Annotated in this window: 18 protein-coding genes; 13 read left to right on the forward strand and 5 right to left on the reverse strand. The window is 73.2% G+C overall.

The genetic code is table 11. The features are described from left to right. The first annotated feature begins 11 nt into the window (after positions 1–11). The 3 genes from D1J60_RS28040 to rsgA all read left to right on the forward strand — a co-directional run bounded on the left by D1J60_RS28040 (position 12) and on the right by rsgA (position 3,102). Complete coding sequence (locus D1J60_RS28040) at positions 12–1,100, forward strand: histidine kinase (RefSeq protein ID WP_164720978.1); 1,089 nt, start codon at positions 12–14, stop codon at positions 1,098–1,100. Next, positions 1,097–1,780, forward strand: a complete 684-nt coding sequence (locus tag D1J60_RS28045; protein WP_185899759.1) for a response regulator transcription factor — start codon at positions 1,097–1,099, stop codon at positions 1,778–1,780. The genes D1J60_RS28040 and D1J60_RS28045 overlap by 4 nt, the downstream gene beginning before the upstream one ends. A 215-nt stretch (positions 1,781–1,995) precedes the next feature. After that, positions 1,996–3,102, forward strand: a complete 1,107-nt coding sequence (gene rsgA / locus D1J60_RS28050; RefSeq protein WP_125822966.1) for a ribosome small subunit-dependent GTPase A — start codon at positions 1,996–1,998, stop codon at positions 3,100–3,102. A 174-nt stretch (positions 3,103–3,276) separates the two neighbouring features. On the opposite strand, the gene D1J60_RS28055 is transcribed toward rsgA, so the two are convergent. After that, positions 3,277–4,233, reverse strand: a complete 957-nt coding sequence (locus D1J60_RS28055; RefSeq protein ID WP_125822967.1) for a helix-turn-helix domain-containing protein — start codon at positions 4,231–4,233, stop codon at positions 3,277–3,279. A 232-nt stretch (positions 4,234–4,465) separates the two neighbouring features. Here D1J60_RS28055 and D1J60_RS28060 point away from each other — a divergent pair, with 232 nt between their 5' ends. The 3 genes from D1J60_RS28060 to D1J60_RS28070 all read left to right on the forward strand — a co-directional run bounded on the left by D1J60_RS28060 (position 4,466) and on the right by D1J60_RS28070 (position 8,287). After that, a complete protein-coding gene (locus tag D1J60_RS28060; protein WP_125822968.1) occupies positions 4,466–5,905 on the forward strand; it encodes a protein phosphatase 2C domain-containing protein in 1,440 nt (479 codons plus the stop codon). A gap of 66 nt (positions 5,906–5,971) precedes the next feature. Next, positions 5,972–7,714 (forward strand): pyruvate dehydrogenase, encoded by a 1,743-nt coding sequence (locus D1J60_RS28065; RefSeq protein ID WP_125822969.1) that lies wholly within the window; start codon positions 5,972–5,974, stop codon positions 7,712–7,714. Positions 7,715–7,897: 183 nt separating this feature from the next. Continuing rightward, a complete protein-coding gene (locus tag D1J60_RS28070; RefSeq protein WP_185899380.1) occupies positions 7,898–8,287 on the forward strand; it encodes an ATP-binding protein in 390 nt (129 codons plus the stop codon). Positions 8,288–8,343: 56 nt separating this feature from the next. Here D1J60_RS28070 and D1J60_RS28075 read toward each other — a convergent pair whose 3' ends face one another. Both D1J60_RS28075 and D1J60_RS28080 read right to left on the reverse strand, forming a co-directional pair. Beyond that, a complete protein-coding gene (locus tag D1J60_RS28075; RefSeq protein ID WP_125595477.1) occupies positions 8,344–9,402 on the reverse strand; it encodes a DUF2637 domain-containing protein in 1,059 nt (352 codons plus the stop codon). Positions 9,403–9,594: 192 nt separating this feature from the next. Further along, entirely contained in the window at positions 9,595–10,440 is an 846-nt protein-coding gene (locus D1J60_RS28080; protein ID WP_125822970.1) for a (2Fe-2S)-binding protein, read from the reverse strand. A 206-nt stretch (positions 10,441–10,646) separates the two neighbouring features. On the opposite strand from D1J60_RS28080, the gene D1J60_RS28085 reads away from it, so the two are divergent. Next, entirely contained in the window at positions 10,647–11,279 is a 633-nt protein-coding gene (locus D1J60_RS28085) for a GntR family transcriptional regulator (RefSeq protein ID WP_241253614.1), read from the forward strand. A gap of 229 nt (positions 11,280–11,508) precedes the next feature. Here D1J60_RS28085 and D1J60_RS28095 read toward each other — a convergent pair whose 3' ends face one another. Both D1J60_RS28095 and D1J60_RS28100 read right to left on the reverse strand, forming a co-directional pair. Then, entirely contained in the window at positions 11,509–12,264 is a 756-nt protein-coding gene (locus D1J60_RS28095; RefSeq protein WP_185899378.1) for a hypothetical protein, read from the reverse strand. A 191-nt stretch (positions 12,265–12,455) separates the two neighbouring features. Continuing rightward, entirely contained in the window at positions 12,456–14,132 is a 1,677-nt protein-coding gene (locus D1J60_RS28100) for a PucR family transcriptional regulator ligand-binding domain-containing protein (RefSeq protein ID WP_125822972.1), read from the reverse strand. A 253-nt stretch (positions 14,133–14,385) separates the two neighbouring features. Between D1J60_RS28100 and D1J60_RS28105 the strand changes: the two genes are divergently transcribed. The 6 genes from D1J60_RS28105 (at position 14,386) to D1J60_RS28130 (ending at position 22,693) form a co-directional block, all read left to right on the forward strand. Then, the gene (locus D1J60_RS28105; protein WP_007267274.1) at positions 14,386–15,279 is read left to right on the forward strand and encodes an FAD binding domain-containing protein; all 894 of its coding nucleotides are present in this window, start codon (positions 14,386–14,388) and stop codon (positions 15,277–15,279) included. Positions 15,280–15,281: 2 nt separating this feature from the next. Further along, positions 15,282–15,881: a (2Fe-2S)-binding protein gene (locus D1J60_RS28110; protein WP_125822973.1), complete on the forward strand. Its 600-nt coding sequence runs from the start codon at positions 15,282–15,284 to the stop codon at positions 15,879–15,881. A 2-nt stretch (positions 15,882–15,883) separates the two neighbouring features. Then, complete coding sequence (locus tag D1J60_RS28115; protein ID WP_125595472.1) at positions 15,884–18,283, forward strand: molybdopterin cofactor-binding domain-containing protein; 2,400 nt, start codon at positions 15,884–15,886, stop codon at positions 18,281–18,283. A 337-nt stretch (positions 18,284–18,620) separates the two neighbouring features. Next, on the forward strand, positions 18,621–20,084 hold the full coding sequence (locus tag D1J60_RS28120; RefSeq protein ID WP_125595471.1) for an NCS2 family permease: 1,464 nt from the start codon (positions 18,621–18,623) through the stop codon (positions 20,082–20,084). Between the two features lie 76 nt (positions 20,085–20,160). Further along, positions 20,161–21,312: an XdhC/CoxI family protein gene (locus D1J60_RS28125; protein ID WP_125595470.1), complete on the forward strand. Its 1,152-nt coding sequence runs from the start codon at positions 20,161–20,163 to the stop codon at positions 21,310–21,312. 115 nt (positions 21,313–21,427) lie between these two features. Next, complete coding sequence (locus D1J60_RS28130; protein ID WP_125822974.1) at positions 21,428–22,693, forward strand: YncE family protein; 1,266 nt, start codon at positions 21,428–21,430, stop codon at positions 22,691–22,693. Positions 22,694–22,790: the final 97 nt, after the last annotated feature.

The raw sequence follows: 22,790 nt of genomic DNA on the forward strand, positions 1-22,790 counted from the left end.
GCATGGGCGAGATGCCGCCGCCACGACCGTTGCCCCAGGTCACGACCACCCACATCCGGGTCGCCGTGCAGGTAGCGCTCCTCGGCTGGTTCCTGCACGGGCTGCTCGTCCCGCCCACCGGCGCCGCCGCCCTCGCCTGCGGGATCGCCGGGCTGGGCCTGATCGTCCTCGGGCTGACCGCCCTCGACCGCACCCCGGCCGGCGCCGGCGCCCTCGGGGCCGCGCTCGCCGCCGCCTGCGCCACCGGGCTGCTGGCCCCCGGCACGCCGTGGGTGGCCCTCGTCTTCGCCGCCTGCGGCTTCGCCGCCGCCCGCCACGGCACCGCCGCCGGCGCGGCCCTCCTCGGCTGCGGCGCGGCCGCCGTCGCCGCCGTCACCCTGCTGCGCGACCGCGACCCCGTCGAACTGTGGAACGTCGTCGGCCTCTGCGGCATGTACGCGTACGTCCGTGCCGGCCGGGCCCGCCGCGCCGCGCAGGAGTCCGAGCGCGAACGCGCCGTCCTGGCCGAGCGGGCCCACGTGGCCCGCGAGGTCCACGACATCCTCGCGCACTCCCTCTCCGCCCAGCTCATCCACCTGGAGAGCGCCCGCCTGACCCTGGCCGCCGGCCATTACGAGGAAGCCGGTGCCCTCGTCGAGCGGGCCCGCTCCCTCGCCAAGGGCGGCCTGGAGGAGACCCGCCGGGCCGTCGCGGTGCTCCGCGGAGACGTCCCCGCCCCCCAGGAGGCCCTCGCCGGCCTGGCCGAGGAGTACCGCCGCACGACCGGCTCCGCGTGCGACCTCACCGTCACCCCCGGCCCGCGCCCGCTGCCGCCCGAGGCCGCCCTCGCCGTCGTCCGCACCGCCCAGGAGGCCTTGACCAACGCCCGCCGGCACGCCGCAGGGGCCGACGTGGTGGTCACCCTGTCCTACCCGGCGGACCGCTGGGAGCTGTGCGTCACCGACACCGGGGGCACCGGCCCGGGCCCCCACGCCGCCTCCGGGGGCGGGTACGGGCTCGTCGGGATGACCGAACGGGCCGAACTCATCGGGGCCGCCCTCGACGCCGGACCGTACGGCACCGGCTTCCGCGTCCGGCTGGAAGGACCCCTGTCACCGTGACCGACCCCAACGCCCCGGCCGGAGCCCCGATCCGCGTCGTCGTCGCCGACGACCAGACCGTCGTGCGCGAGGGGCTCGTGCTCCTCCTCGGCCTGCTCCCCGGCACCGAGGTGGTAGCCGCCGCCGCGGACGGCGCCGAAGCGGTCCGGCTCGTCGCCGAGCACGCCCCCGACGTGGTGCTGATGGACCTGCGCATGCCCCGCATGGACGGGGTGGAGGCCACCCGGCGGATCACCGGCGCCCACCCCGGCACCGGCGTCGTCGTCCTCACCACCTACAGCGACGACGCGTCCGTGCTGGCCGCCCTCAGGGCCGGGGCCCGCGGCTACCTCACCAAGGACGCCGACGCGCAGGAGATCGCCCGCGCCCTCGCCGCCGTACGGGACGGCGCGACCAGCCTGGGCCCGGCCGCCCAGGAACGCCTGGTGGCCGCCGCCGTCTGCGCGGAACCGCCGCGGAGCCACCGCACCGGCCTGCCCGACGGCCTGACGGCACGTGAGGGCGAGGTGCTCACCCTGATCGCCGCGGGGCACTCCAACTCCGAGATCGCCCGGCGGCTCGTCATCGGCGAGTCCACGGTCAAGACGCACATCAACAACCTCTTCGCCAAGACCGGCGTCCGCGACCGCGCCCAGGCCGTCCGCTACGCCTTCCGCAACGGCCTGGCGGCCGCGGATTAATCCAGTGGTGCGGCCGGCCGGGGCGGGCTAGGGTTCCGCAGGAACGGACCAGCAGGAAGCAGGAGGTGAGGACATTGATGACTGTCACGGAGACGGGCACTGCCCGCATTCAGGAGTTCGTCATCGTTTCCACCCCTGTGGCCTCCGGCTGACCTCACACCCATCGCACCGCCGCCGGGCGGGCGCTGCCGGGGCCACCCTTCGAAGGGTCCCCCTTGACTTCCTCTTCTTCCCCCTCTTCTCCGTCGCGCTCCCTCACCTCCCTCGCCGCCTTCGGCTGGGACGAGGCGTGGGCCGCCGAGTTCGCCCCGTACGCCGCGCAGGGACTCGCCCCGGGCCGCGTCGTCCGGGTCGACCGTGGCCAGTGCGACGTGATGACCGAGGACGGCGTGATCCGCGCCGACACCGCTTTCGTCACCCCGCACGACCCGCTCCGGGTCATCTGCACCGGCGACTGGGCCGCCGTCGAGACGGCCGGCAGCCCGCGCTACGTGAAGGCGTACCTGCCGCGCCGGACCGCCTTCGTACGGTCCACCTCCTCGCAGCGTTCCGAGGGGCAGATCCTCGCCGCCAACGTCGACCACGCCGTCATCGCGGTCTCGCTCGCCGGCGAGCTCGACCTCGGCCGCATCGAGCGGTTCCTCGCGCTGGCCTGGGAGTCGGGGGCGCAGCCGCTGGTCGTGCTGACCAAGGCGGACCTCGTCCCGGACCCGGCCGCCCTGGCCTACCTGGTCCAGGACGTGGAGACCACCGCCCCCGGCGTGCAGGTGCTCACCGTCTCCTCCCACACGGGGGAGGGCACCGACGTGCTCGCCGCGGTCGTCGCCGGCGGCACGAGCGTGCTGCTCGGCGTCTCCGGCGCGGGCAAGTCCACGCTGGCGAACGCGCTGCTCGGCGCGGACCTCATGGACGTCCAGGAGACCCGCGAGGTCGACGGCAAGGGCCGCCACACCACCACCACCCGCAACCTCCTCGCCCTGCCGGGCGGGGGCGTCCTCATCGACACCCCGGGACTGCGCGGCGTCGGCCTCTTCGACGCGGAGGCGGGGGTCGGGCAGGTCTTCTCGGAGATCGAGGAGTACGCCGGACAGTGCCGCTTCCACGACTGCGCGCACGAGCGGGAGCCGGGGTGCGCGGTGCTGGCGGCGGTGGCCGAAGGGGCGCTCCCGGAGCGCCGCCTGGACAGCTACCGCAAGCTGCTGCGCGAGAACCAGCGGATCGTCGCGAAGACGGACGCCCGGCTGCGGGCGGAGCTCGCACGGGACTGGCGCATGAAGTCCGCGGAGGGGCGCGCGAACTACGCGGCGAAGCGGGGGCGCTAGCCGCTGCCGGACCAGTGCGGGGTGGGGGCCGCTGCGCGGAGCGGCCCCCACCTGGGGGCTCCGCCCCCGGCCCCACCTGGGGGCTCCGCCCCCCGGGCCCCGCGCGGGGGCTCCGCCCCCGGGCCCCGGCGCCTCAAACGCCGGCGGGGCTGGTTCGTGCCGCCCATCGGCGGGCTACCGGGCCACCCAGCCCCGTTCGTACGCGTGCCAGCCCAGCTGGAGCCGGGTCGTCACGCCCGTGAGCTCCATCAGCCCCTTCACGCGCCGCTGCACCGTCCGCAGGCCCAGTTCCAGGTGCTTGGCCACGCTCGCGTCCGTCATCCCCGCCAGCAGCAGGGAGAGGATCTCCAGGTCGGTGGTGTCGGGGCCGCCGTCGCCCTCCTCGGGGTGGCCGGTGGCGCCGAGCCGCAGCGGGAGGGACTCCCGCCACACCGCCTCGAAGAGGCCCCGCAGCGATTCGAGCAGGCCCGACGCGTGCACGACGAGGGCCGCCGGCTCGGCCCCGGGGGGCGTCAGCGGGACCATGGCGAGGCTGCCGTCCGTGATCAGCAGTTTGGTGGGGACCGCCGGCGACACCCGGATCCGTGCGCCGCGGGCCAGCGCGCTGGAGGCGGCCCGCACACCGGTGGGCAGGGTGAGGACCTCGCGCTCGACGACCACCCGGTGTTCGACGCCGCGTGCGGGCGTCCGGTCGCCGTCCCCCTCCTCCGGGCCCGACAGCAGCGCGCAGACCTCCTTCCGGGCGCCCAGCCGGAGCTGCTGGAAGCGGCGGGCCACGGCGCTCGCGCCCGTCACCACCTCCACCAGGTCGTGCGCCGCCGGTTCGGCGGCCTCCGCCCGGTACTCCAGGGCCAGCAGCGTCGCGGCCCGTTCCGCCCGCTCCAGTTCGTCCCGCTGGCGGGTCAGCAGGGCCTCGAGGGCGGTGTGCGGAGGGGCCGCCACCCAGCGGCCCGGACGGGCCGGGGAGCGGGCGGCCAGTCCGTGGCGCTCCAGGTGCCGCAGCGCCCGCTCGGTCTGCGGTACGGACAGCGCCAGCCGGTGTGCGAGGTCGGGGACCTCCGCCGCCCCCAGTGCCACCAGCGCCCGGTACGCCGATTCCTGGCCCTCGTCCAGGCCTATCGCTCCCAGCAACCCGTCCACCCCCACGCCCCAGGGCCGTTCCCCGTTCCCGCCGACATCTTCGCCGCACGCCCCACCCGTTCGGCAAGGAGGTGCCGCCCCGGCCGGAAGGGGATTCGATCGGATGTGTCAATTGCGCCCGTATGTGCGGGTCGTGCGGGGTGGGCGCGCGGGGTGGCGGCCCGGTGGGGCCTTTTCCCGGATTCGGGGTTTTCCACCGCCCGGTCGCGCCCAGAATGGGGGCATGAGTCAGCAGGGCGCGCAGGACTGGTGGCAGAAGCTGTACGAGGACCCCGACGCGGGCCCCGAGGCGGGCCCCGCCCCCGACCCGGGGGACACCCTGGACCAGCGCTTCCGCTCGGCGTCGGTCCTGGTGACGGAACCCGGCCCGGCCGGCCACGGTCCCCCCGGCCCGGCCCCCGCCGAGCAGCCGTCGCTGCCCGGCCCGCGCCGGGAGGCCCACGCCGGGGCGGCCGTACCGCCGCCCCCGCCGGGATACCGGACCGCGGCCCCGCCGGAACCGCCGGTGCCGCCCGTACCCCCCGCCGCGCCGGAACCGCCGGCGCCGCCCTCGCCGGGGTACCGGCCCGCGGCGCCGCTGGAACCGCCGGCGCCGCCCGTACCCGCCGCCGCGCCGGAACCGCCCGTGCCGCCCCCGCCGGGGTACCGCATCGCCGCGCCGCCGGAACCGCCCGTACCCCCCGCCCCGCCCGTACCCCCCGCACCGCCGGACCCGCGGGTGGCGGGGGAGACCGGGTACGCGCAGGGGGACCTGGCCGTGCCCCCGGCTCCGGTTCCGGCTCCCGGGGAGGCGGCCGGCCCGCCGCCGCCCGGGCGGCCCGCGGTGCGGTACCTCGGCGACCGCGCCCCCACCTACGCCGCCGAGCCGGGGGCGCTGCCCGCCGCCGACCCGGCCGCGCTGGACTTCCTGACCCCGGACACCGTCCTGGAGGGCGCCCGCTACGGGACGTACACCCTGCGGGCCGCCTCGCTGCGCGGGGACTCCGCCCGGTACCGGGGCGAGGCCCGGCGGGACTTCCTGCTCACCGCCCGCTTCGGCAGCGGCGACGAGGCCCTGGTGCTGGTGGTGCTGGCCGGCGGGGACCGGGCCGCCCCCGGTGCCCGGGAGGCCGCCGCCGAGCTGGGCCACCTCGTCGCGGCGGCCGTCGGGCGCAGCCGGGAGCGGCTCGCCGACGACATCCGGGCGGGCCGGCGCGAGGCCCTGCTGTCGGGGCTCCAGCGCCTCACCGACCGGGGCTACGGGCGGCTGCGGGCCCGCGCCGCCGAGCTCGGGCTCGCCGAGGAGGCGTACACCGCCGGGCTGCGCGGGCTCCTGCTGCCGCTGGATCCGGACTGCCCCCACCGGATCTGCTTCGGCGCCGGCGCCGGCGGGGTGTTCCGGCTGCGCGGGGGCCGCTGGCAGGACCTGGAGGAGGACGGCGCCACGCCCGGCGTCACCGGCTTCCGGTTCCGCGCCTCGGTGGCCCGCCCGGGTGACACCCTGCTGCTCTGCTCCGGCGGTCTCGCGGAGCCCATGCGGGAGGAGGGCCTGCTCCCGGCCGAGCTCGCCGCCCGCTGGTCGCACGGGGAGCCGCCCGGCCTGGCGGCCTTCCTCGCCGACACCCAGCTCCGCCTCAAGGGCTACGCCGACGACCGGACGGCCGCCGCGCTCTGGGAGGCGTAACCGCGCGGGACGTGCGTGGATGGAAGACGCACACGGCTCGCGGGGAACCGGAGAGGGCGTCCAACCATGGCCAGGCAGAACGTGGCGGAGCAGTTCGTCGACATCCTCGTGCGCGCGGGCGTGCGCCGGATGTACGGGGTCGTCGGCGACAGCCTGAACCCGGTCGTCGACGCGATCCGCCGCACCGGCGGCATCGAGTGGATCCAGGTCCGCCACGAGGAGACGGCCGCGTTCGCGGCGGGTGCCGAGGCCCAGATCACCGGGCGGCTCGCCGCCTGCGCGGGCTCCTGCGGTCCCGGCAACCTCCACCTGATCAACGGCCTGTACGACGCGCACCGTTCCATGGCCCCCGTCCTGGCCCTCGCCTCGCACATCCCCTCCGGCGAGATCGGGCTCGGCTACTTCCAGGAGACCCACCCCGACCAGCTGTTCCGCGAATGCAGCCACTACAGCGAGCTGATCTCCAACCCGGCGCAGATGCCCCGGCTGCTGCAGAGCGCCGTCCAGCACGCCGTCGGCCGCGGCGGCGTCAGCGTCGTGGCACTGCCCGGCGACATCGCCGCCCAGCCGGCCCCGGAGAAGGCCGTCCAGCACGCCCTGGTGACGGCCCGGCCGTCCGTACGGCCCGGCGACGGGGAGATCGAGAAGCTGGTCCGGCTGATCGACGAGGCCGACCGGGTCACGCTCTTCTGCGGCAGCGGCACCGCGGGCGCGCACGCCGAGGTGATGGAGTTCGCCGACCGGGTCAAGGCCCCGGTCGGGCACGCCCTGCGCGGCAAGGAGTGGATCCAGTACGACAACCCGTACGACGTCGGCATGAGCGGCCTGCTGGGGTACGGCGCCGCCTACGAGGCCACGCACGAGTGCGACCTGCTGGTGCTGCTCGGCACGGACTTCCCGTACAACGCCTTCCTGCCGGACGACGTGAAGATCGTCCAGGTGGACATCCGCCCCGAACACCTGGGCCGCCGCTCGCAGTTGGACCTCGCCGTGTGGGGTGACGTACGGGAGACCCTGCGCGCGCTGAACACGCGGGTGCGGCCGAAGCAGGACCGCCGCTTCCTGGACCGGATGCTGAAGAAGCACGCGGACGCGCTGGAGGGGGTGGTGAGGGCGTACACGCGCAAGGTGGAGAAGCACACGCCGATCCACCCCGAGTACGTGGCGTCCGTTCTCGACGAACTCGCCGACGAGGACGCGGTGTTCACCGTCGACACGGGCATGTGCAACGTGTGGGCCGCGCGCTATCTTTCCCCGAACGGCAAGCGGCGCATCATCGGCTCCTTCAGCCACGGCTCCATGGCCAACGCCCTCCCGCAGGCCATCGGCGCACAGTTCACGGACCGGAGCCGTCAAGTGGTGTCGATGTCGGGTGACGGCGGTTTCTCGATGCTGATGGGAGATTTCCTCACCCTCGTGCAGTACGACCTGCCCGTCAAAGTGATTGTCTTCAACAACTCCTCCCTGGGGATGGTGGAGTTGGAAATGCTGGTTTCCGGCCTTCCGTCGTACGGAACGACGAACCGGAACCCGGACTTCGCCGCCATCGCCCGCGCGGCGGGCGCCTACGGGGTCCGGGTCGAGAAGCCCAAGCAGCTCACGGCCGCTTTGCGGGACGCTTTCCGGCACAAGGGCCCGGCTCTGGTGGACGTGGTGACGGACCCCAACGCCCTGTCGATTCCTCCGAAGATCAGCGCCGACATGGTGACCGGATTCGCACTGTCCGCCAGCAAGATCGTGCTGGACGGCGGGGTTGGCCGGATGATCCAGATGGCTCGATCCAACCTGCGCAACATGCCCAGGCCTTGAGCACGAAGGAGTGCGGACCGTCGCCGGGGGCATGCATTCCGTAGACCTGTTCGAGACCACGGGCAGCGCGATACGGGGAGGTATGTCGCCGTGCGGGTGGGGGCGAGGACCGGGAAGACGTGGCGGACCGAGCGGCCGCCGGCGCGCGAGCCGTCGGCGGACGCCGAGCAGGACCGCGCCGAGATGGCGCGGAGCGTGCGCCGGGCCGACCTGAAGGCGGTGGGGGAGGTCCGCCGGGCCCTGCGGGAGCTGGTGCGGCACCGCTGCCGGGGCGAGACGGCCGACGTGGCGGAGCTGCTGATCACCGAGGTGGTCACCAACGCCCTCGTCCACACCGACGAGGGCGCCGAGGTGTCCGCGACCGTCCGGGCCGGCCGGCTCAGGGTCGAGGTCCGCGACCACGCCGGCCGCCTGCCCCGGCCGCACGTACCGTCCGCCGACGACGGTACGCACGGCCGCGGGCTGGTGCTGGTGCAGGCGCTGGCCGACGCCTGGGGCGTGGACCCCCTCACGAGGGGGCGCGGCAAGGTCGTCTGGTTCGAGCTCGGGGCCGCGGGCGCGGCGGTGGCCTGAGCGTGCGGAGGCGGGGCGCCCAGGGGGTGCCCCGCCTCCGTGCCATCGCGGTCCGGTCAGCCGAACTGCTGCTCCAGGTCCTTCAGTTTGCGCTCCAGGGAGTCGAGCCGGGGGATCGTCTGGGTGTCGTCCTCGGCGGTGAGGTCCACCGTCCGGGGCCCGGACGGATCAGGGGATTCGGTTCCGTTCACGGCCTGCAGGGAGGGCCTTTTTCGCAGGGGCAGCTGTCCCGCTTCCGATATGGCCGGCTCCGCGCCGACCGGCGCGGAGCCCGTCCCGGGGGTCAGCCCCGGCAGGTCGACCTGACGCGCCCGGGCCCGCCCGAACGCCCTGTGCTGCCGGCCCAGCGCCTTGATGCGGGCGCGGTCGAGGCGGTGCTGTTCCCGCCTGCGGTGCCGGTCCTGTTCGCGCTCCTTCTTGTCCTCGCGCACCTCGTCCACGGCCTCGTCGAGGGTGCGCACCCCCTCCAGGAGCATCAGCGACCAGGCGCCGAAGGTCTCCCGGGGGGCCCGCAGCCAGCGGACCATGCGGATCTGCGGCAGCGGGCGCGGGATCAGGCCCTGTTCGCGCAGGGCCGCGCGGCGGGTCTGCTTGAGGGCCCGGTCGAAGAGCACCGCGGCCGAGAGCGACATCCCGGCGAAGAACTGCGGGGCGCCGTCGTGGCCCGTGCCCCGGGGGGCGTGGACCCAGTTGAACCAGGCGGCCGCCCCGGCGAAGAGCCAGACCAGCATCCGGGAGCCGAGGGCCGCGTCGCCGTGGCTGGCCTCGCGGACGGCGAGCACCGAGCAGAACATGGCGGCGCCGTCGAGGCCGAACGGGACCAGGTACTCCCAGCCACCGGAGAGGTTGAGGTTCTGCCGGCCGAAGCCGACGAGCCCGTGGAAGGAGAGCGCGGCGGCCACCGCAGCGCAGCAGAAGAGCAGGACGTACGAGGCGGTCCCGTAGACGGCCTCCTTGCGGCGGCGGCGCTCCTCGCTGCGTTCCCAGCTGTCGTCGGCCGTCGCCTTGTCGCCCTCACGCTTGCCCCGGGCCACCACCGCCACTGCCGCAAGCACGCCCAGGATCAACAGGCCGCCGGGCAGCAGCCAGTCCAGCGATATGTCGGTCAGTCTCATGCGGATGTCCCTTGCCTCGCGTATGCGGCTTTCCGGGCGCCATAGTGGCGCAGCCGGTCAGTGGTGCACGTGGGTTTCGGGGCAAGTGGACGCCATCGGGGGGCGGGTCCCGTCGGATAGGGTGTTGTGGGTCGAACTGGCGCTCGTACGAGTCGAGTTGAGTTCGAATTCACTTCATCCGCACGGGTGGGTTCAGCCGTCGGCCCCCGTGAGCCGGGTGACGCGGTCCGCGTCGCAGGTGCGCGGGCAGGTCGTACAGGTGTCCTCCGGCCGGATGGTGTAGAAGAAGCAGCAGCTCGCCCGGTCCCGGGTGGTCAGCTCCGCCCCGCCGGGGCCGGGCAGGGTGCGGAAGCCCGCGGCGCCGGTGTACGGGGCGAGGGCGCCCGGCAGCAGCAGCTCCAGCTCGCGCACGGCCCGCCGCTCCTCGCCGAGCAGGCTCCCCAGGTACCAGAGCCCCTCGACGACCTCGTCGGCGGCCATCGCCCACAGGGCGCGGCGGCCGCGCCGCATCCGCGGGCCGAAACCTTCCAGCAGCGGTCCGAGGTGCTGGGCCACCGCCGCCCGCACCTCCTCGCGCAGGGCCTCCTCGTCGGCGACGACCCGCGCCCCGGGGAGGAGGGCCGCCGGGTCGCCCGGCAGGCAGGCGAACTCCTCGACGCGTACGGACATCAGCCCGCGTGTCCGGTGGAAGGCCACCCGGTCCACGGGCAGCCGGGGCACCCGGCGCTCCAGGAACCACGGGACGGTGATCAGCAGGCTGGCCGGCCAGGCGTACCGGTGCAGGCCGAAGCCGGCCACCACGTCGGGCCGCGCCCGGCGCCCGTAGTCCCGCAGTACCTGGGCCTCGTCCCAGGCGAGGTGGGCGTCCAGGGCCGCCCCGCCCGCCGCGAGCTCGTGCGCGCCGACCCAGCCCACACCGCGAGGGAGGGGTTCGTGCGCGCCGCGCTCCTCGGCCCGCAGGCCGGGGTAGGCGTCCGCCAGGCGCTCGTACGCACGGGCCACCGGAGAGCCGGCCGGGGCGGGCGCGGACAGGAGCATGCGGACCACCGAATCACGCGTCGGGAAGAAAGGTAAGGCTTACCTTAGCTGATCTCGGGGGGTGTGGGGAGCCCGGGGAGGCTCGAGTTCCGCCTATCCTCGGAACCGGTCGAGACCCGGAGGAGGACCGAGTGCACGGAGCGGCCCACGCCCTGGTGTCCGAGGCGGAGTCGGAGTACGAGGCGGCGGACAAGGCCGGGGAGCCCCTGATCCCGCCGCAGAAGGTGCTGCGCCACTCCGTGCGCGGGCAGGTCCTCGAGGCCCTGCGCGCCGCCCTCGTGGACGGGGAGCTGGTGCCGGGGGAGATCTACTCGGGCCCCGCGCTCGGCGAGCGGTTCGGGGTCTCCGCGACCCCCGTCCGCGAGGCGATGCAGCAGCTCGCGCTGGAGGGGGCGGTGGAGTGCCTGCCGAACCGGGGCTTCCGGGTGCTCACCCGCACGTCGCGCAGCCAGGCGGAGCTGTCCGAGGTCCGGGCGCTGATCGAGGTGCCGGTGATGCTCCGGCTGGCCCGGTCGGTGCCCGCCGCGACCTGGGAGTCCCTGCGGCCGGCCGCCGAAGCCGCCGCGGAGGCGGCGCAGGAGGGCGACCTGCCGCGCTACGCGGAGGCCGACCGGGCCTTCCACCGGGCGGTGCTCGGCCTGTCGGGCAACGGCCAGCTGGTACGGACCGCCGAGGAACTGCACCGGCGCGCCCAGTGGCCCCTGCCGGGTGCCCCGCGGGTGCGGCGCGACGACCTGGTGGCCGACGCTGCGGAGCACGGGGCCCTGCTGGACGCCCTTGTCGCGCGCGACCTCCCGGCGGTGGAGGCCCTGGTACGGGCCCACTTCGCCGGCGCCTGACCGCTCCCGCTGGGGCGCCCCGGTTTCCGCTGCGCGGGGCCGTCCCCTACCCGCCCTTCCACCGTTCCCAGGGGCTCCGCCCCTGACCCCGATACCGGGCGCTCCGCGCCCGGTGCGCTCAAACGCCGCGCGGGCTGGAGAATCCGGCCCCGCCGGCGTTTGAGGCGCGGGGTCTGGGGCGGAGCCCCAGGGGGCCGCCCCGCAGGGGCCCCGGACCGGCCCCGCAGGGTTACGCGGCCGGGGCCAGTTGGTCCGCCAGCCAGGTGGGGATGCCGCCCAGCAGGTGGAACAGGCGGCGGGCCTCCGCGCGGAGCCGGGCGGCTTCCGGTTCCGGTTCGACCTCCGCCAGCGCCGCCAGCGCCGGCGCGGTACCGACCAGGAAGCCCAGGTCCTCCCGGATCCGCAGGGACTCCGCGAAGCCCTTGCGGGCCTCGGCGACCTCCCCGTCCCGCAGCGCCAGCGCGGCCAGGTGCCGCCAGGTGAACGACAGCAGCAGGGTGTCCCCGTGCGTGACCGCCCCCGCGTGCGCGCGGTGGTACGCCGGCCGGGCCGCCTGCGGGGCGTCCGCCAGGTGCTCGGCGACCAGGCCGCGCCGGAAGTCCAGCAGCGGGCGCGTCCGCGACCCCGGGGACAGCAGCGCGGCCGCGCGCCCCAGCGCCGAGCGGGCCTCGTCGGCCCGGTCCCGCACGCCGAGCACGGTCGCCGCGTACGCCAGCTGGCCCCGCTCGCAGGCCGCCGCGCCCCGTTCGTCGTCGTCCCGGGCCACGGCCTCGGCCGCCCGCAGCGCGTCCTCCGCGTCCGACCAGCCCTGGCCGGTGAACAGGCACCGCTCCACCAGGAGCGCGGTGCGCTGCACCGCCGCGCCCGCGTCGTGCGCGTGCGGCGTCAGCAGGGCCGCCGCGTCCGTCCAACAGCCGCGCGAGCGCAGCCGCCATATCGCCCGCTGGAGGGGGTCGTCGCCCCCCGTCGATCCCGCACCGGACATGGCGGTATCCGCCACATTGCCCTCCCCGAAGCAGCCAAGCAGCACGTCGTTGAGCCCTGGGGCGAAATGAGAGCACGGATCGGCTGCCTCGGCCAAGGGGTCGGGTGAACTCTTTCACAAAGTCCGGACGGCTCGTCAGCCGCCTCTGCCCGGCCCCTCCGGGGGGAGTGCGCAGATGGGAGGCCCGGGGGTCAGCTCATGCGCAGTGCCAGGAAGAAGTCCAGCTTGTCCTCCAGGCGCGAAAGGTCGCGCGCCGTCAGCTGCTCGATTCGCCCGACCCGGTAGCGCAGCGTGTTGACGTGCAGGTGCAGCCGGGTCGCGCAGCGGGTCCAGGAGCCGTCGCAGTCCAGGAACGCCTCCAGGGTCGGGATGAGCTCCGCCCGGTGCCGGCGGTCGTAGTCCCGCAGCGGGTCCAGCAGGCGGGCCGTGAAGGCGCGGCGGACGTCGTCCGGCACGAACGGCAGCAGCAGCACGTGCGAGGCCAGCTCGTGGTGGCCGGCCGCGCAGACCCGGCCGGGGCGGGCGGCGGCGACCCGGCGGGCGTGCCGGGCCTCCTCCAGCGCCCCGCGCAGCCCTTCGGCGGAGTGCACGGCCGCGCTGACGCCGAGGGTGAGCCGGCCGTCGTCGGCCAGGCCGGCCGCCAGCGGCTCCCGTACGGTCGCCAGGAGCACGTCGGCGTGCAGGGCCGAGTCCGGGCCCTTGTCCTCCCCGGCGTCGCCGGAGAGCGCGGGCAGCGGCACCAGCGCGATGGCCTCGTCGCCGGCGTGGGCCACCGCGATCCGGTCGGACGGCTCCGGTCCGGACATCGACGGGTCGACCAGGATCTCCTCCAGCAGCGACTGGGCCACCGGGCCGCCGGGGATGTCCCCGCTGTCCCAGTCCACCCGCGCCACCACGACCTGCCAGTGCGGGGCCGCGCCCAGTCCGGGCAGCAGCACCGGGGCCGCCACCCGCAGGCGGGCGGCGATCTCGGCGGGCGGGGCGCCCGTCTGGACCAGCTCCAGCACCTCCTGCGCCAGCCGGCGGCGCACCGTGCGGGCCGCGTCGCGGCGGTCCCGCTCGACCGCGATCAGCTGGGTGACGCCCTGGAGCAGGTCCAGTCGTTCGGCGGGCCAGTCGCCCGCGTCCGCCTCGACGGCCAGCAGCCAGTCCGACAGCACGCTCTCGCGTACGTCGCGCACGGCCTGACCAGGGCCGCGACCGTGTCCCCTGATCGGGAAGAGGGAGTAGGTAATACCCTGGATGGACAGCCGGTGCGGGCCCCTGCGGCCCGTCCGGACCGCCGCGAGGTGTTCGCTCGCCAGCGTCGCGCAGATCCCCGGCGCCAGCGGCTCGCCCGCTCCGGCGATCTGCCGGCCGGTGGGGGAGAGCACCCAGGCCCGCAGATCGAGGTCCGTGGTGAGCAGATCCAGCACCACATCGGGTCCGCCGCCCGCGGGGCCCGAGGTCATCAGACGCCGGTGTCGGTCCACGACCGCCGCGAGGTCGCCCGCACGCTCCCCGGAGACCTGCCGCACCACGTATTCCGTGATGGTGGCGAATGCAACGTCCTCGTTCACCGCGAAGAGCGGCAGCCGGTTGCGCACGCAGGCCGAAACCAGATCATCCGGGATGTCGCCCAGTTCCGCTTCGCCGGCCGCGAGGCCCGCCACTCCCGCGCTCGCGAGGATTCGTACGAATGGCTCGGAGTCGGCTGAATTTCTTCGCCATGCCAGGCCGGTGAGAACAAGTTCTCCCCCGGTCAGGTATCGGCTGGGATCCCTCAGGTCGGTCGTCATGACCCCGCGGACCGTCCGGTCGAGTTCTTCCTCGCCGCCCAGCAGCCGCAGCCCCAGCGCCTCGGTTTCCAGCAGTGCGCGCAGCCGCATGATGTCGCCGCCGATCTGTCTCGAATGTTGCCGTTGGAAATCGGGCAGGTCGTCGCATCCTGCCTTTCATACGAATCTACAAGACGAAGGAGGCCGCCAGCCAACTCCTTCATGGTTTCGGTGACTGCACCCGAGGGACACCGGGCTTGTGTACTGACTCCACACCGCGTTAACAGCACGTGAACGACCAGTCGAGGGCCTTCGGCCTCCTGGCTTGAAGTGAACGACCCGATTAAGAAGAAGAGAGCCGCACATGGACTTCCTTCGCCCCGCCAGCTGGGAGGAGGCACTCGCCGCGAAGGCCGAGTACCCCACAGCTGTGCCGATTGCGGGTGGCACCGACATCATGGTCGAGATCAACTTCGATCACCGCCGTCCGGAATACCTCCTGGACCTCAACCGCATCGAACTGCTGCGGGAGTGGGAGGTCGGCGAGGAGGTCACCAAGCTCGGCGCCTCCGTCCCGTACACCCAGATCATGGAGAACCTGCGCGCGACGCTGCCGGGTCTCGCGCTCGCCTCGCACACGGTCGCGTCCCCGCAGATCCGCAACCGCGGCGGTGTCGGCGGCAACCTCGGTTGCGCCTCGCCCGCCGGTGACTCCCACCCCGCGCTGCTCGCCGCCGACTGCCACGTCGAGGTCGAGTCGGTGCGCGGCTCCCGCCTGATCCCGATCGACGAGTTCTACACCGGCGTGAAGCGCAACGCGCTCGCCGCCGACGAGCTCATCAAGACGGTCCACATCAAGAACGCCACGGGCCCGCAGCAGTACTCCAAGGTCGGCACCCGCAACGCGATGGTCATCGCCGTCTGCGGCTTCGGCATCGCGCTGCACCCCGACACCCGCACCGTGCGTACGGGTATCGCCTCGGCCGCCCCGACCCCGATCCGGGCGAAGGCCGCCGAGGAGTTCCTGAACGCCGCACTCGAAGAAGGCGGCTTCTGGGACAACGGCAAGGTCATCACCCCGTCGATCGCCAAGCAGTTCGGGGAGCTCGCCTCCGCCTCGTGCAACCCGATCGACGACGTCCGCGGCACGGCGAAGTACCGCCGTCACGCGGTCGGCATCCTTGCTCGCCGCCAGCTCGTCTGGACCTGGGAGCAGTACCGCGGCACCAACGGCCGCTCGCTTGAAGGGGCTGCGTAACCATGCGCGTCAATTTCACTGTCAACGGCCGTCCGCAGGAAGCCGACGACGTCTGGGAGGGCGAGTCCCTCCTCTACGTCCTGCGTGAGCGCCTGGGCCTGCCCGGTTCCAAGAACGCGTGCGAGCAGGGCGAGTGCGGCTCCTGCACCGTCCGCCTCGACGGCGTGCCGGTCTGTTCCTGCCTGGTCGCGGCCGGTCAGGTCGAGGGCCGCGACGTCGTGACCGTCGAGGGCCTGGCGGACTTCGCCAAGCAGCGCGACCAGCACGGCCACGCCTGCGGCACCGGCGCGTGCGGCGGCGGCAAGGGCGTCTCCACGGACGAGGCCAAGCAGTGGTCCGCCAAGGGCACCGACTCCCAGACCGGTGAGGGCGGCGAGCTCTCCAACATCCAGCAGGCGTTCATCGACGCCGGCGCGGTCCAGTGCGGTTTCTGCACCCCGGGTCTGCTGGTCCAGGCCGACGCTCTCCTGGAGCAGAACGCCGACCCGTCCGACCAGGACATCCGTGAGGCCCTGTCCGGCAACCTCTGCCGCTGCACGGGCTACGAGAAGATCCTCGACGCGGTCCGCCTCGCGGCCGCCCGTCAGGGAGAGGCGGTCTGATCATGGCTCAGGACACCCGCACCGTCGGCACGCCGAAGAACGTCACCCAGACCCACACCAAGGGCGGCATCGGCGAGTCCACGCTCCGCCCGGACGGCACCCTCAAGGTCACCGGTGAGTTCGCGTACTCCTCGGACATGTGGCACGAGGACATGCTGTGGGGCCAGACCCTGCGCAGCACCGTCGCCCACGCCGAGATCGTCTCCATCGACATCTCCGAGGCCCTGGCCATGCCGGGCGTCTACTCGGTCCTGACGTACGACGACCTGCCGGCCGAGATGAAGAACTACGGCCTGGAGATCCAGGACACCCCGGTCCTGGCCAACGGCCGGGTACGCCACCACGGCGAGCCGGTGGCCCTCGTGGCCGCCGACCACCCGGAGACCGCCCGCCGCGCGGCCGCCAAGATCAAGATCGACTACCGGGAGCTGCCGCTCGTCACGGACGAGGCCTCCGCCCTCGCCGCCGACGCGCCGCTGATCCACGAGGGCCGCGACGACCACCACGCCGGCCACGTCCCGCACCCGAACATCGTGCACCGCCAGCCGATCATCCGCGGCAACGTGGAGGAGGCCCGCAAGCGGGCCGACGTGATCGTCGAGGGCGAGTACACCTTCGGCATGCAGGACCAGGCCTTCCTCGGCCCCGAGTCCGGCCTCGCCGTGCCCTCCGAGGACGGCGGTGTCGACCTGTACGTCGCCACCCAGTGGCTGCACTCGGACCTCCAGCAGATCGCCCCGGTCCTCGGCCTCCCGCCGGAGAAGGTCCGCATGACGCTCTCGGGCGTCGGCGGTGCCTTCGGCGGCCGCGAGGACATCTCGATGCAGATCCACGCCTGCCTCCTGGCCCTGGCCACGAACAAGCCGGTCAAGATCGTCTACAACCGCTTCGAGTCCTTCTTCGGCCACGTGCACCGCCACCCGGCGAAGCTGTACTACGAGCACGGCGCCACCAAGGACGGCAAGATCACGCACATGAAGTGCAAGATCGTGCTCGACGGCGGTGCCTACGCGTCCGCCTCCCCGGCCGTCGTCGGCAACGCGTCCTCCCTCTCGGTGGGCCCGTACGTCATCGACGACGTGGACATCGAGGCGATCGCGCTCTACACGAACAACCCGCCCTGCGGCGCGATGCGCGGCTTCGGCGCCGTCCAGGCCTGCTTCGCGTACGAGGCCCAGATGGACAAGCTCGCGGCGAAGCTGGGCATGGACCCGGTCGAGTTCCGCCAGCTGAACGCCATGGAGATGGGCACGATCATGCCCACCGGCCAGGTCGTGGACTCCCCGGCCCCGGTCGCCGAGCTGCTGCGCCGGGTCAAGGCCCGCCCGCTGCCGCCGGAGCGCCAGTGGGAGACCGCCGGCGAGCACGCGGACGTCCGCGCGCTGCCCGGCGGCCTGTCCAACACCACCCACGGCGAGGGCGTCGTCCGCGGCGTCGGCTACGCGGTCGGCATCAAGAACGTCGGCTTCTCCGAGGGCTTCGACGACTACTCCACCGCCCGCGTGCGCCTGGAGGTCATCAACGGCGAGCCCGTCGCGATGGTCCACACGGCCATGGCGGAGGTCGGCCAGGGCGGTGTCACCGTCCACGCGCAGATCGCCCGTACCGAGCTCGGTGTCACGCAGGTGACCATCCACCCGGCCGACACGCAGGTCGGCTCCGCCGGTTCCACGTCCGCCTCCCGGCAGACGTACATGACCGGTGGCGCCGTGAAGAACACCTGCGAGGCCGTCCGCGAGAAGGTCCTGGAGATCGGCCGCCGCAAGAACGGCTCCTACCACCCGGCGTGGGCGACCGCCGAGCTGCTCCTGGAGGGCGGCAAGGTCGTCACCGACGGCGGCGAGGTGCTCGCCGACTTGGCGGACATCCTGGAGGGCGAGGACGCGATCGACCTCGAGCTCGAGTTCCGCCACCGTCCGACGGTCGCCTTCGACCTGAAGACCGGCCAGGGCGACGGCCACGTCCAGTACACCTTCGCCGCGCACCGCGCGGTCGTCGAGGTGGACACCGAGCTCGGCCTCGTCAAGGTCGTCGAGCTGGCGACCGCCCAGGACGTCGGCAAGGCGCTGAACATGCTCTCCGTGGTGGGCCAGATCCAGGGTGGTACCACCCAGGGTCTCGGCGTGGCCGTCATGGAGGAGATCATCGTGGACCCGAAGACCGCGAAGGTGCGCAACCCCTCCTTCACGGACTACCTGATCCCGACCATCCTGGACACCCCGACCATCCCGGTCGACGTCCTGGAGCTGGCCGACCCGAACGCGCCGTACGGCCTTCGCGGTCTCGGCGAGGCCCCGACCCTCTCGTCCACCCCGGCCGTCCTCGCGGCGATCCGGCAGGCGACCGGTCTGGAGCTCAACAAGACGCCGATCCGTCCGGAAGCCCTTACCGGGACCCTCTAGGACGGCGTGGTCCGGGGGCCGCCAGGCCCCCGGACCCCACCCCTCGGATTTCCGGGCGGTGTGACTCGGGAACGTCACACTTCACGCCACACCGCCCGGAGCAAGAAGTACGCGGTACCGCACCGCTCGCGGTCCCCCGTCACTCGGCAGAGCAGAACCCCTGCACAAACCCCCACGTAGTACCAGCGGTCACCCCCGCACTACCCGCAGTACACGCAGTGCACCTTTCGCGTCGCCTCGGGCCGTCACCCCGGGTCGTGCAGCCAACGCAGTTTCCCAAATCCCGCGTCTCCAATCTTTATGCGGGTGCCCCTTTGAACCTTGGGAGTTAGGCACCATGACCCAGTCGTCTGTGGAGCCCAAGACCACCGCGGAAGAGGCCGGCGACGGCACTCTGAACCCCGCTGGGCGTTCTTGGCTCGACCGTTACTTTCACATCACCCACAGAGGGTCGAACGTCGGCAATGAGATTCGTGGCGGCGTCACGACCTTCATGGCCATGGCGTACATCCTCCTGCTCAACCCGCTGATCCTCTCCGGCAAGGACGTCGCCGGGGACACGATGAGCCAGAAGGCCCTGATCACGGCCACCGCCTTCGCCGCGGCCCTGACCACCCTCCTGATGGGCTTCATCGGCAAGGTCCCGCTGGTCCTCGCCGCCGGCCTGTCCGTCTCCGGCGTCCTGGCCTCGCAGGTCGCCCCGCAGATGACCTGGCCGCAGGCCATGGGCATGTGCGTCATGTACGGCGTCGTGATCTGTCTCCTGGTCGTCACCGGCCTCCGCGAGATGATCATGAACGCGATCCCCCTGGCGCTCAAGCACGCGATCACCATGGGCATCGGCATGTTCGTCGCCCTGATCGGACTCGTGAAGGCCGGCTTCGTCGGCAAGGGTCCCGAGTTCGGTCCTCCGGTCCAGCTCGGTTCGGTCGGCGAGCTCGCCGGCTGGCCCGTCCTGCTCTTCTGCGTCACCCTGCTGGGCATCTTCATGCTCCAGGCCCGCAAGATCCCCGGCGCCATCCTGATCGGCATCGTCGGCGGCACCGTCCTCGCGGCCATCCTGAACGCCGTCCTGGACATCGACCCGAAGGCCTGGAAGAACGGTCCGCCGACCCTCGAGGGCTCCGCGATCTCGATGCCGGACTTCTCGCTCTTCGGCAAGGTCGAGTTCGGCGGCTGGGGCGACGTCGGCGTCATGACCGTCGGCATGATCGTCTTCACCCTGGTGCTCGCCGGCTTCTTCGACGCGATGGCCACCATCATCGGCGTCGGCACCGAGGCCAAGCTGGCCGACGACAAGGGCCGCATGCCGGGCCTGTCCAAGGCGCTGTTCATCGACGGTGCCGGTGGCGCCATCGGCGGCATCGCCGGCGGCTCCGGCCAGACGGTCTTCGTCGAGTCCGCCACCGGTGTCGGCGAGGGTGCCCGCACGGGTCTCGCCTCCGTCGTCAGCGGTCTGCTCTTCGCCGCCTGCCTCTTCTTCACCCCGATCACCCAGATCGTCCCGGGTGAGGTCGCCTCCGCGGCCCTGGTGATCATCGGCGCGATGATGATGCAGAACGCCCGCCACGTGGACTGGGCCGACGCCGCCACCGCCATCCCGGTCTTCCTGACCGTGGTGATCATGCCCTTCACCTACTCGATCACCCCCGGTGTCGCCGCCGGTGTGATCTCCTACGTGGCCATCAAGGTCGCGCAGGGCAAGGCCCGCGAGATCGGCGCCTTCATGTGGGTCCTGACCGGTGTCTTCCTGGTCTTCTTCGCCCTCCACCCCATCGAGGCGTGGCTCGGCGTCAAGTAGGGCGAGGCCCGTGGGCACCACCTGACCCTCCACGCATCCGATACTGGAACCCGAAACCTCTCCGAGGAGGCCGCACATGCTGGACATCGCCGAAGAACTGAACCGGTGGGTCGAGCAGGGACGTGACTTCGCCGTCGCCACCGTGGTGGCGGTCGGCGGGAGCGCTCCCCGGCAGCCCGGAGCCGCGCTCGCCGTCGACGGCGAGGGCACGGCCATCGGTTCGGTCTCCGGCGGATGCGTGGAGGGCGCGGTCTACGAGCTGTGCCGGCAGGCGATCGAGGACGGCGAGACCGTGCGCGAACGCTTCGGCTACAGCGACGACGATGCCTTCGCCGTGGGTCTGACCTGCGGCGGGATCATCGACATCCTGGTCACCCCGGTCCCCGTGGGCTCCCCCCTGCGGGAGGTGCTCGCCACTGCGCTGCGTGCCGCCGCGCAGGGCGAGGCCGCCGCGCTGGCCCGGATCGCCGAAGGTCCGGCCGAGCTGACCGGCCGCGCCCTCGTGGTCCGCCCCGACGGCACCTTCGAGGGCGGCTTCGGCGGCCACCCCGAGCTGGACCGCACCCTGGCCGAAGAGGCCCGCGCCATGCTCGACGCCGGGAAGACCGGCGTGCTGGAGATCGGCGCCGACGGCCGGCTCTGCGGAGAGCCGCTCAAGGTCCTGGTCGAGTCCAGCGTCCCGCCCCCGCGGATGATCGTCTTCGGTGCCATCGACTTCGCCTCCGCCTTGGTGCGCATCGGCAAGTTCCTCGGCTACCACGTCACGCTGTGTGACGCCCGGCCCGTCTTCGCGACGAAGAAGCGTTTCCCCGAGGCGGACGAGATCGTGGTCGACTGGCCGCACCGCTACCTGGAGACCGCCCGGGTCGACGGCCGGACCGTGCTCTGCGTCCTCACCCACGACGCCAAGTTCGACGTACCGCTGCTCGAACTGGCCCTCAGGCTTCCCGTCGCCTACGTCGGCGCCATGGGCTCCCGCCGCACCCACGAGGACCGCAACAAGCGGCTCCGCGAGGTCGGCGTGAGCGAACTCGAACTGGCCCGGCTGCGCTCCCCGATCGGCCTGGACCTCGGCGCCCGCTCCCCGGAGGAGACCGCGCTGTCCATCGCCGCCGAGATCGTGGCGAACCGCCGCGGCGGCAGCGGAGCCGCCCTCACCGGCGCGCACATCCCGATCCACCACGACACCTCGAACACGGTGATCGGCAGGATCGGCTCGGTCGCCTGAAGGGGCGACCCCCTGACATGAGCGAAGGCGCGACCCTCCCGGGGGTTGCGCCTTCCGCATGTCCCGCCTATTTTACCGGCCGGTAACAGCGCTTTCCCGTATCGGAGTTGAGCGGATGTCCCGGACCCGTCACACCCCCGCACGCGCCCTCCGCCTCACCTGCGCCCTGGCGCTGGCCGGCCTCGCCGCCACCCTCGGCCCCGCCTCGCGGGCGGCGACCCCGCCGGACGGCGGCCTGCGCGAAGTGCTCTTCGTCGGCAACAACTGGGAGGGCACCGCCGACGTCCTCGCCTCCACCGGCGACCTCGCCCGCGTCGGCCGGATCAACGTCGTCCCCGACAAGGAGGAACGCCTGCGCGAGATCTACCTCAACCCCGTCAGGCTCGGCTTCTTCCTCGGCATCCGCGCCACGGCCGGCGAGGGCCACGACCAGTTCGTCGACGACATGTACACCACCCCCGACGGCTCCGCCGTCGTGGTCTCCCGCCCCAGCTTCGCCGACGTGGTCTCCATTGACCTCCGCACCGGCCGGATCAACTGGCGCTTCCCCGTCGCCGGTCACCGCTCCGACCACATGGCCGTCTCGCCCGACGGCACCCGCGTCGCCGTCTCCGCCTCCACCGCCAACACCGTCCACGTCCTCGACATCGCCACCGGCCGGCAGACCGGATCCTTCACCACCGGCGACAAACCCCACGAGAACACCTTCACCCAGGGCGGCCGGTACCTCTGGAACAGCGCCATCGGCGACGTCACCTCCGCCCTCGACGCACCCTGGCTCGACTGGACCAAGGGCGACCGGAAGATCACCGTCGTCGACACCGAGACCTTCCGCACCGTCCGCGTCATCGACATGCGCGAACGCCTCGACGCCTTCGGCCGCGGGGACCTCTCCGACGCCGTACGGCCGGTCTCCTTCAGCCCCGACGAGACCAAGCTCTACTTCCAGGTCTCCTTCTTCAACGGCTTCGTCGAGTACGACGTCCCCTCCGACCGCATCACCCGCGTCAAGACCCTCCCCGAGAACCCCGCCACCCCCGCCGACCGCACCAAGTGGGTCAACGACTCCCGCCACCACGGCATGTCCATGAGCCCCGACGGCCGCAAGCTCTGCGTCGCGGGCACCATGGACGACTACGCCACCGTCGTCGACCGCGCCACCCTCGCCGAGGGACCGCTCGTCCCCGCCGCGAAGCCCTACTGGGCCACCGTCAACGGCGACGGCACCGCCTGCGTCATCTCCGAGAGCGGCGCCGACCGCGTCACCGCCATCGACTTCGCCACCGGGATGCCCCGCGTCTCCGTCCCCGTAGGCGACCACCCCCAACGGGTACGAATCGGTCACGTCCCGGCAGGCTGGAACGGCCCCGTCACCCGCTGAGAGCCCCTGCCGACAAGCCCGGACACCGGCCGGACCCGGCATCGGGACCGGCCGGACGGGCAGATCCGGCCAATATGGTGCGAGCGGTCCGCGATGA

Origin of the sequence: Streptomyces sp. W1SF4, assembly GCF_003950035.1 — a bacterium.
Taxonomy (GTDB): Bacteria; Actinomycetota; Actinomycetes; order Streptomycetales; family Streptomycetaceae; genus Streptomyces; species Streptomyces racemochromogenes.

What these genes read in the sequence shown, in the direction of transcription:
- D1J60_RS28075 (WP_125595477.1), bottom strand. Translation starts at nt 9,402, where the DNA reads ATGAGACTGACCGACATATCGCTGGACTGGCTGCTGCCCGGCGGCCTG.
- D1J60_RS28105 (WP_007267274.1), top strand. Translation starts at nt 14,386, where the DNA reads ATGGACTTCCTTCGCCCCGCCAGCTGGGAGGAGGCACTCGCCGCGAAG.
- D1J60_RS28115 (WP_125595472.1), top strand. Translation starts at nt 15,884, where the DNA reads ATGGCTCAGGACACCCGCACCGTCGGCACGCCGAAGAACGTCACCCAG.
- D1J60_RS28130 (WP_125822974.1), top strand. Translation starts at nt 21,428, where the DNA reads ATGTCCCGGACCCGTCACACCCCCGCACGCGCCCTCCGCCTCACCTGC.
- D1J60_RS28070 (WP_185899380.1), top strand. Translation starts at nt 7,898, where the DNA reads ATGGCGCGGAGCGTGCGCCGGGCCGACCTGAAGGCGGTGGGGGAGGTC.
- D1J60_RS28120 (WP_125595471.1), top strand. Translation starts at nt 18,621, where the DNA reads ATGACCCAGTCGTCTGTGGAGCCCAAGACCACCGCGGAAGAGGCCGGC.
- D1J60_RS28065 (WP_125822969.1), top strand. Translation starts at nt 5,972, where the DNA reads ATGGCCAGGCAGAACGTGGCGGAGCAGTTCGTCGACATCCTCGTGCGC.
- D1J60_RS28095 (WP_185899378.1), bottom strand. Translation starts at nt 12,264, where the DNA reads ATGTCCGGTGCGGGATCGACGGGGGGCGACGACCCCCTCCAGCGGGCG.
- D1J60_RS28110 (WP_125822973.1), top strand. Translation starts at nt 15,282, where the DNA reads ATGCGCGTCAATTTCACTGTCAACGGCCGTCCGCAGGAAGCCGACGAC.
- D1J60_RS28080 (WP_125822970.1), bottom strand. Translation starts at nt 10,440, where the DNA reads ATGCTCCTGTCCGCGCCCGCCCCGGCCGGCTCTCCGGTGGCCCGTGCG.
- D1J60_RS28125 (WP_125595470.1), top strand. Translation starts at nt 20,161, where the DNA reads ATGCTGGACATCGCCGAAGAACTGAACCGGTGGGTCGAGCAGGGACGT.
- D1J60_RS28040 (WP_164720978.1), top strand. Translation starts at nt 12, where the DNA reads ATGCCGCCGCCACGACCGTTGCCCCAGGTCACGACCACCCACATCCGG.
- D1J60_RS28060 (WP_125822968.1), top strand. Translation starts at nt 4,466, where the DNA reads ATGAGTCAGCAGGGCGCGCAGGACTGGTGGCAGAAGCTGTACGAGGAC.
- D1J60_RS28100 (WP_125822972.1), bottom strand. Translation starts at nt 14,132, where the DNA reads ATGCGGCTGCGCGCACTGCTGGAAACCGAGGCGCTGGGGCTGCGGCTG.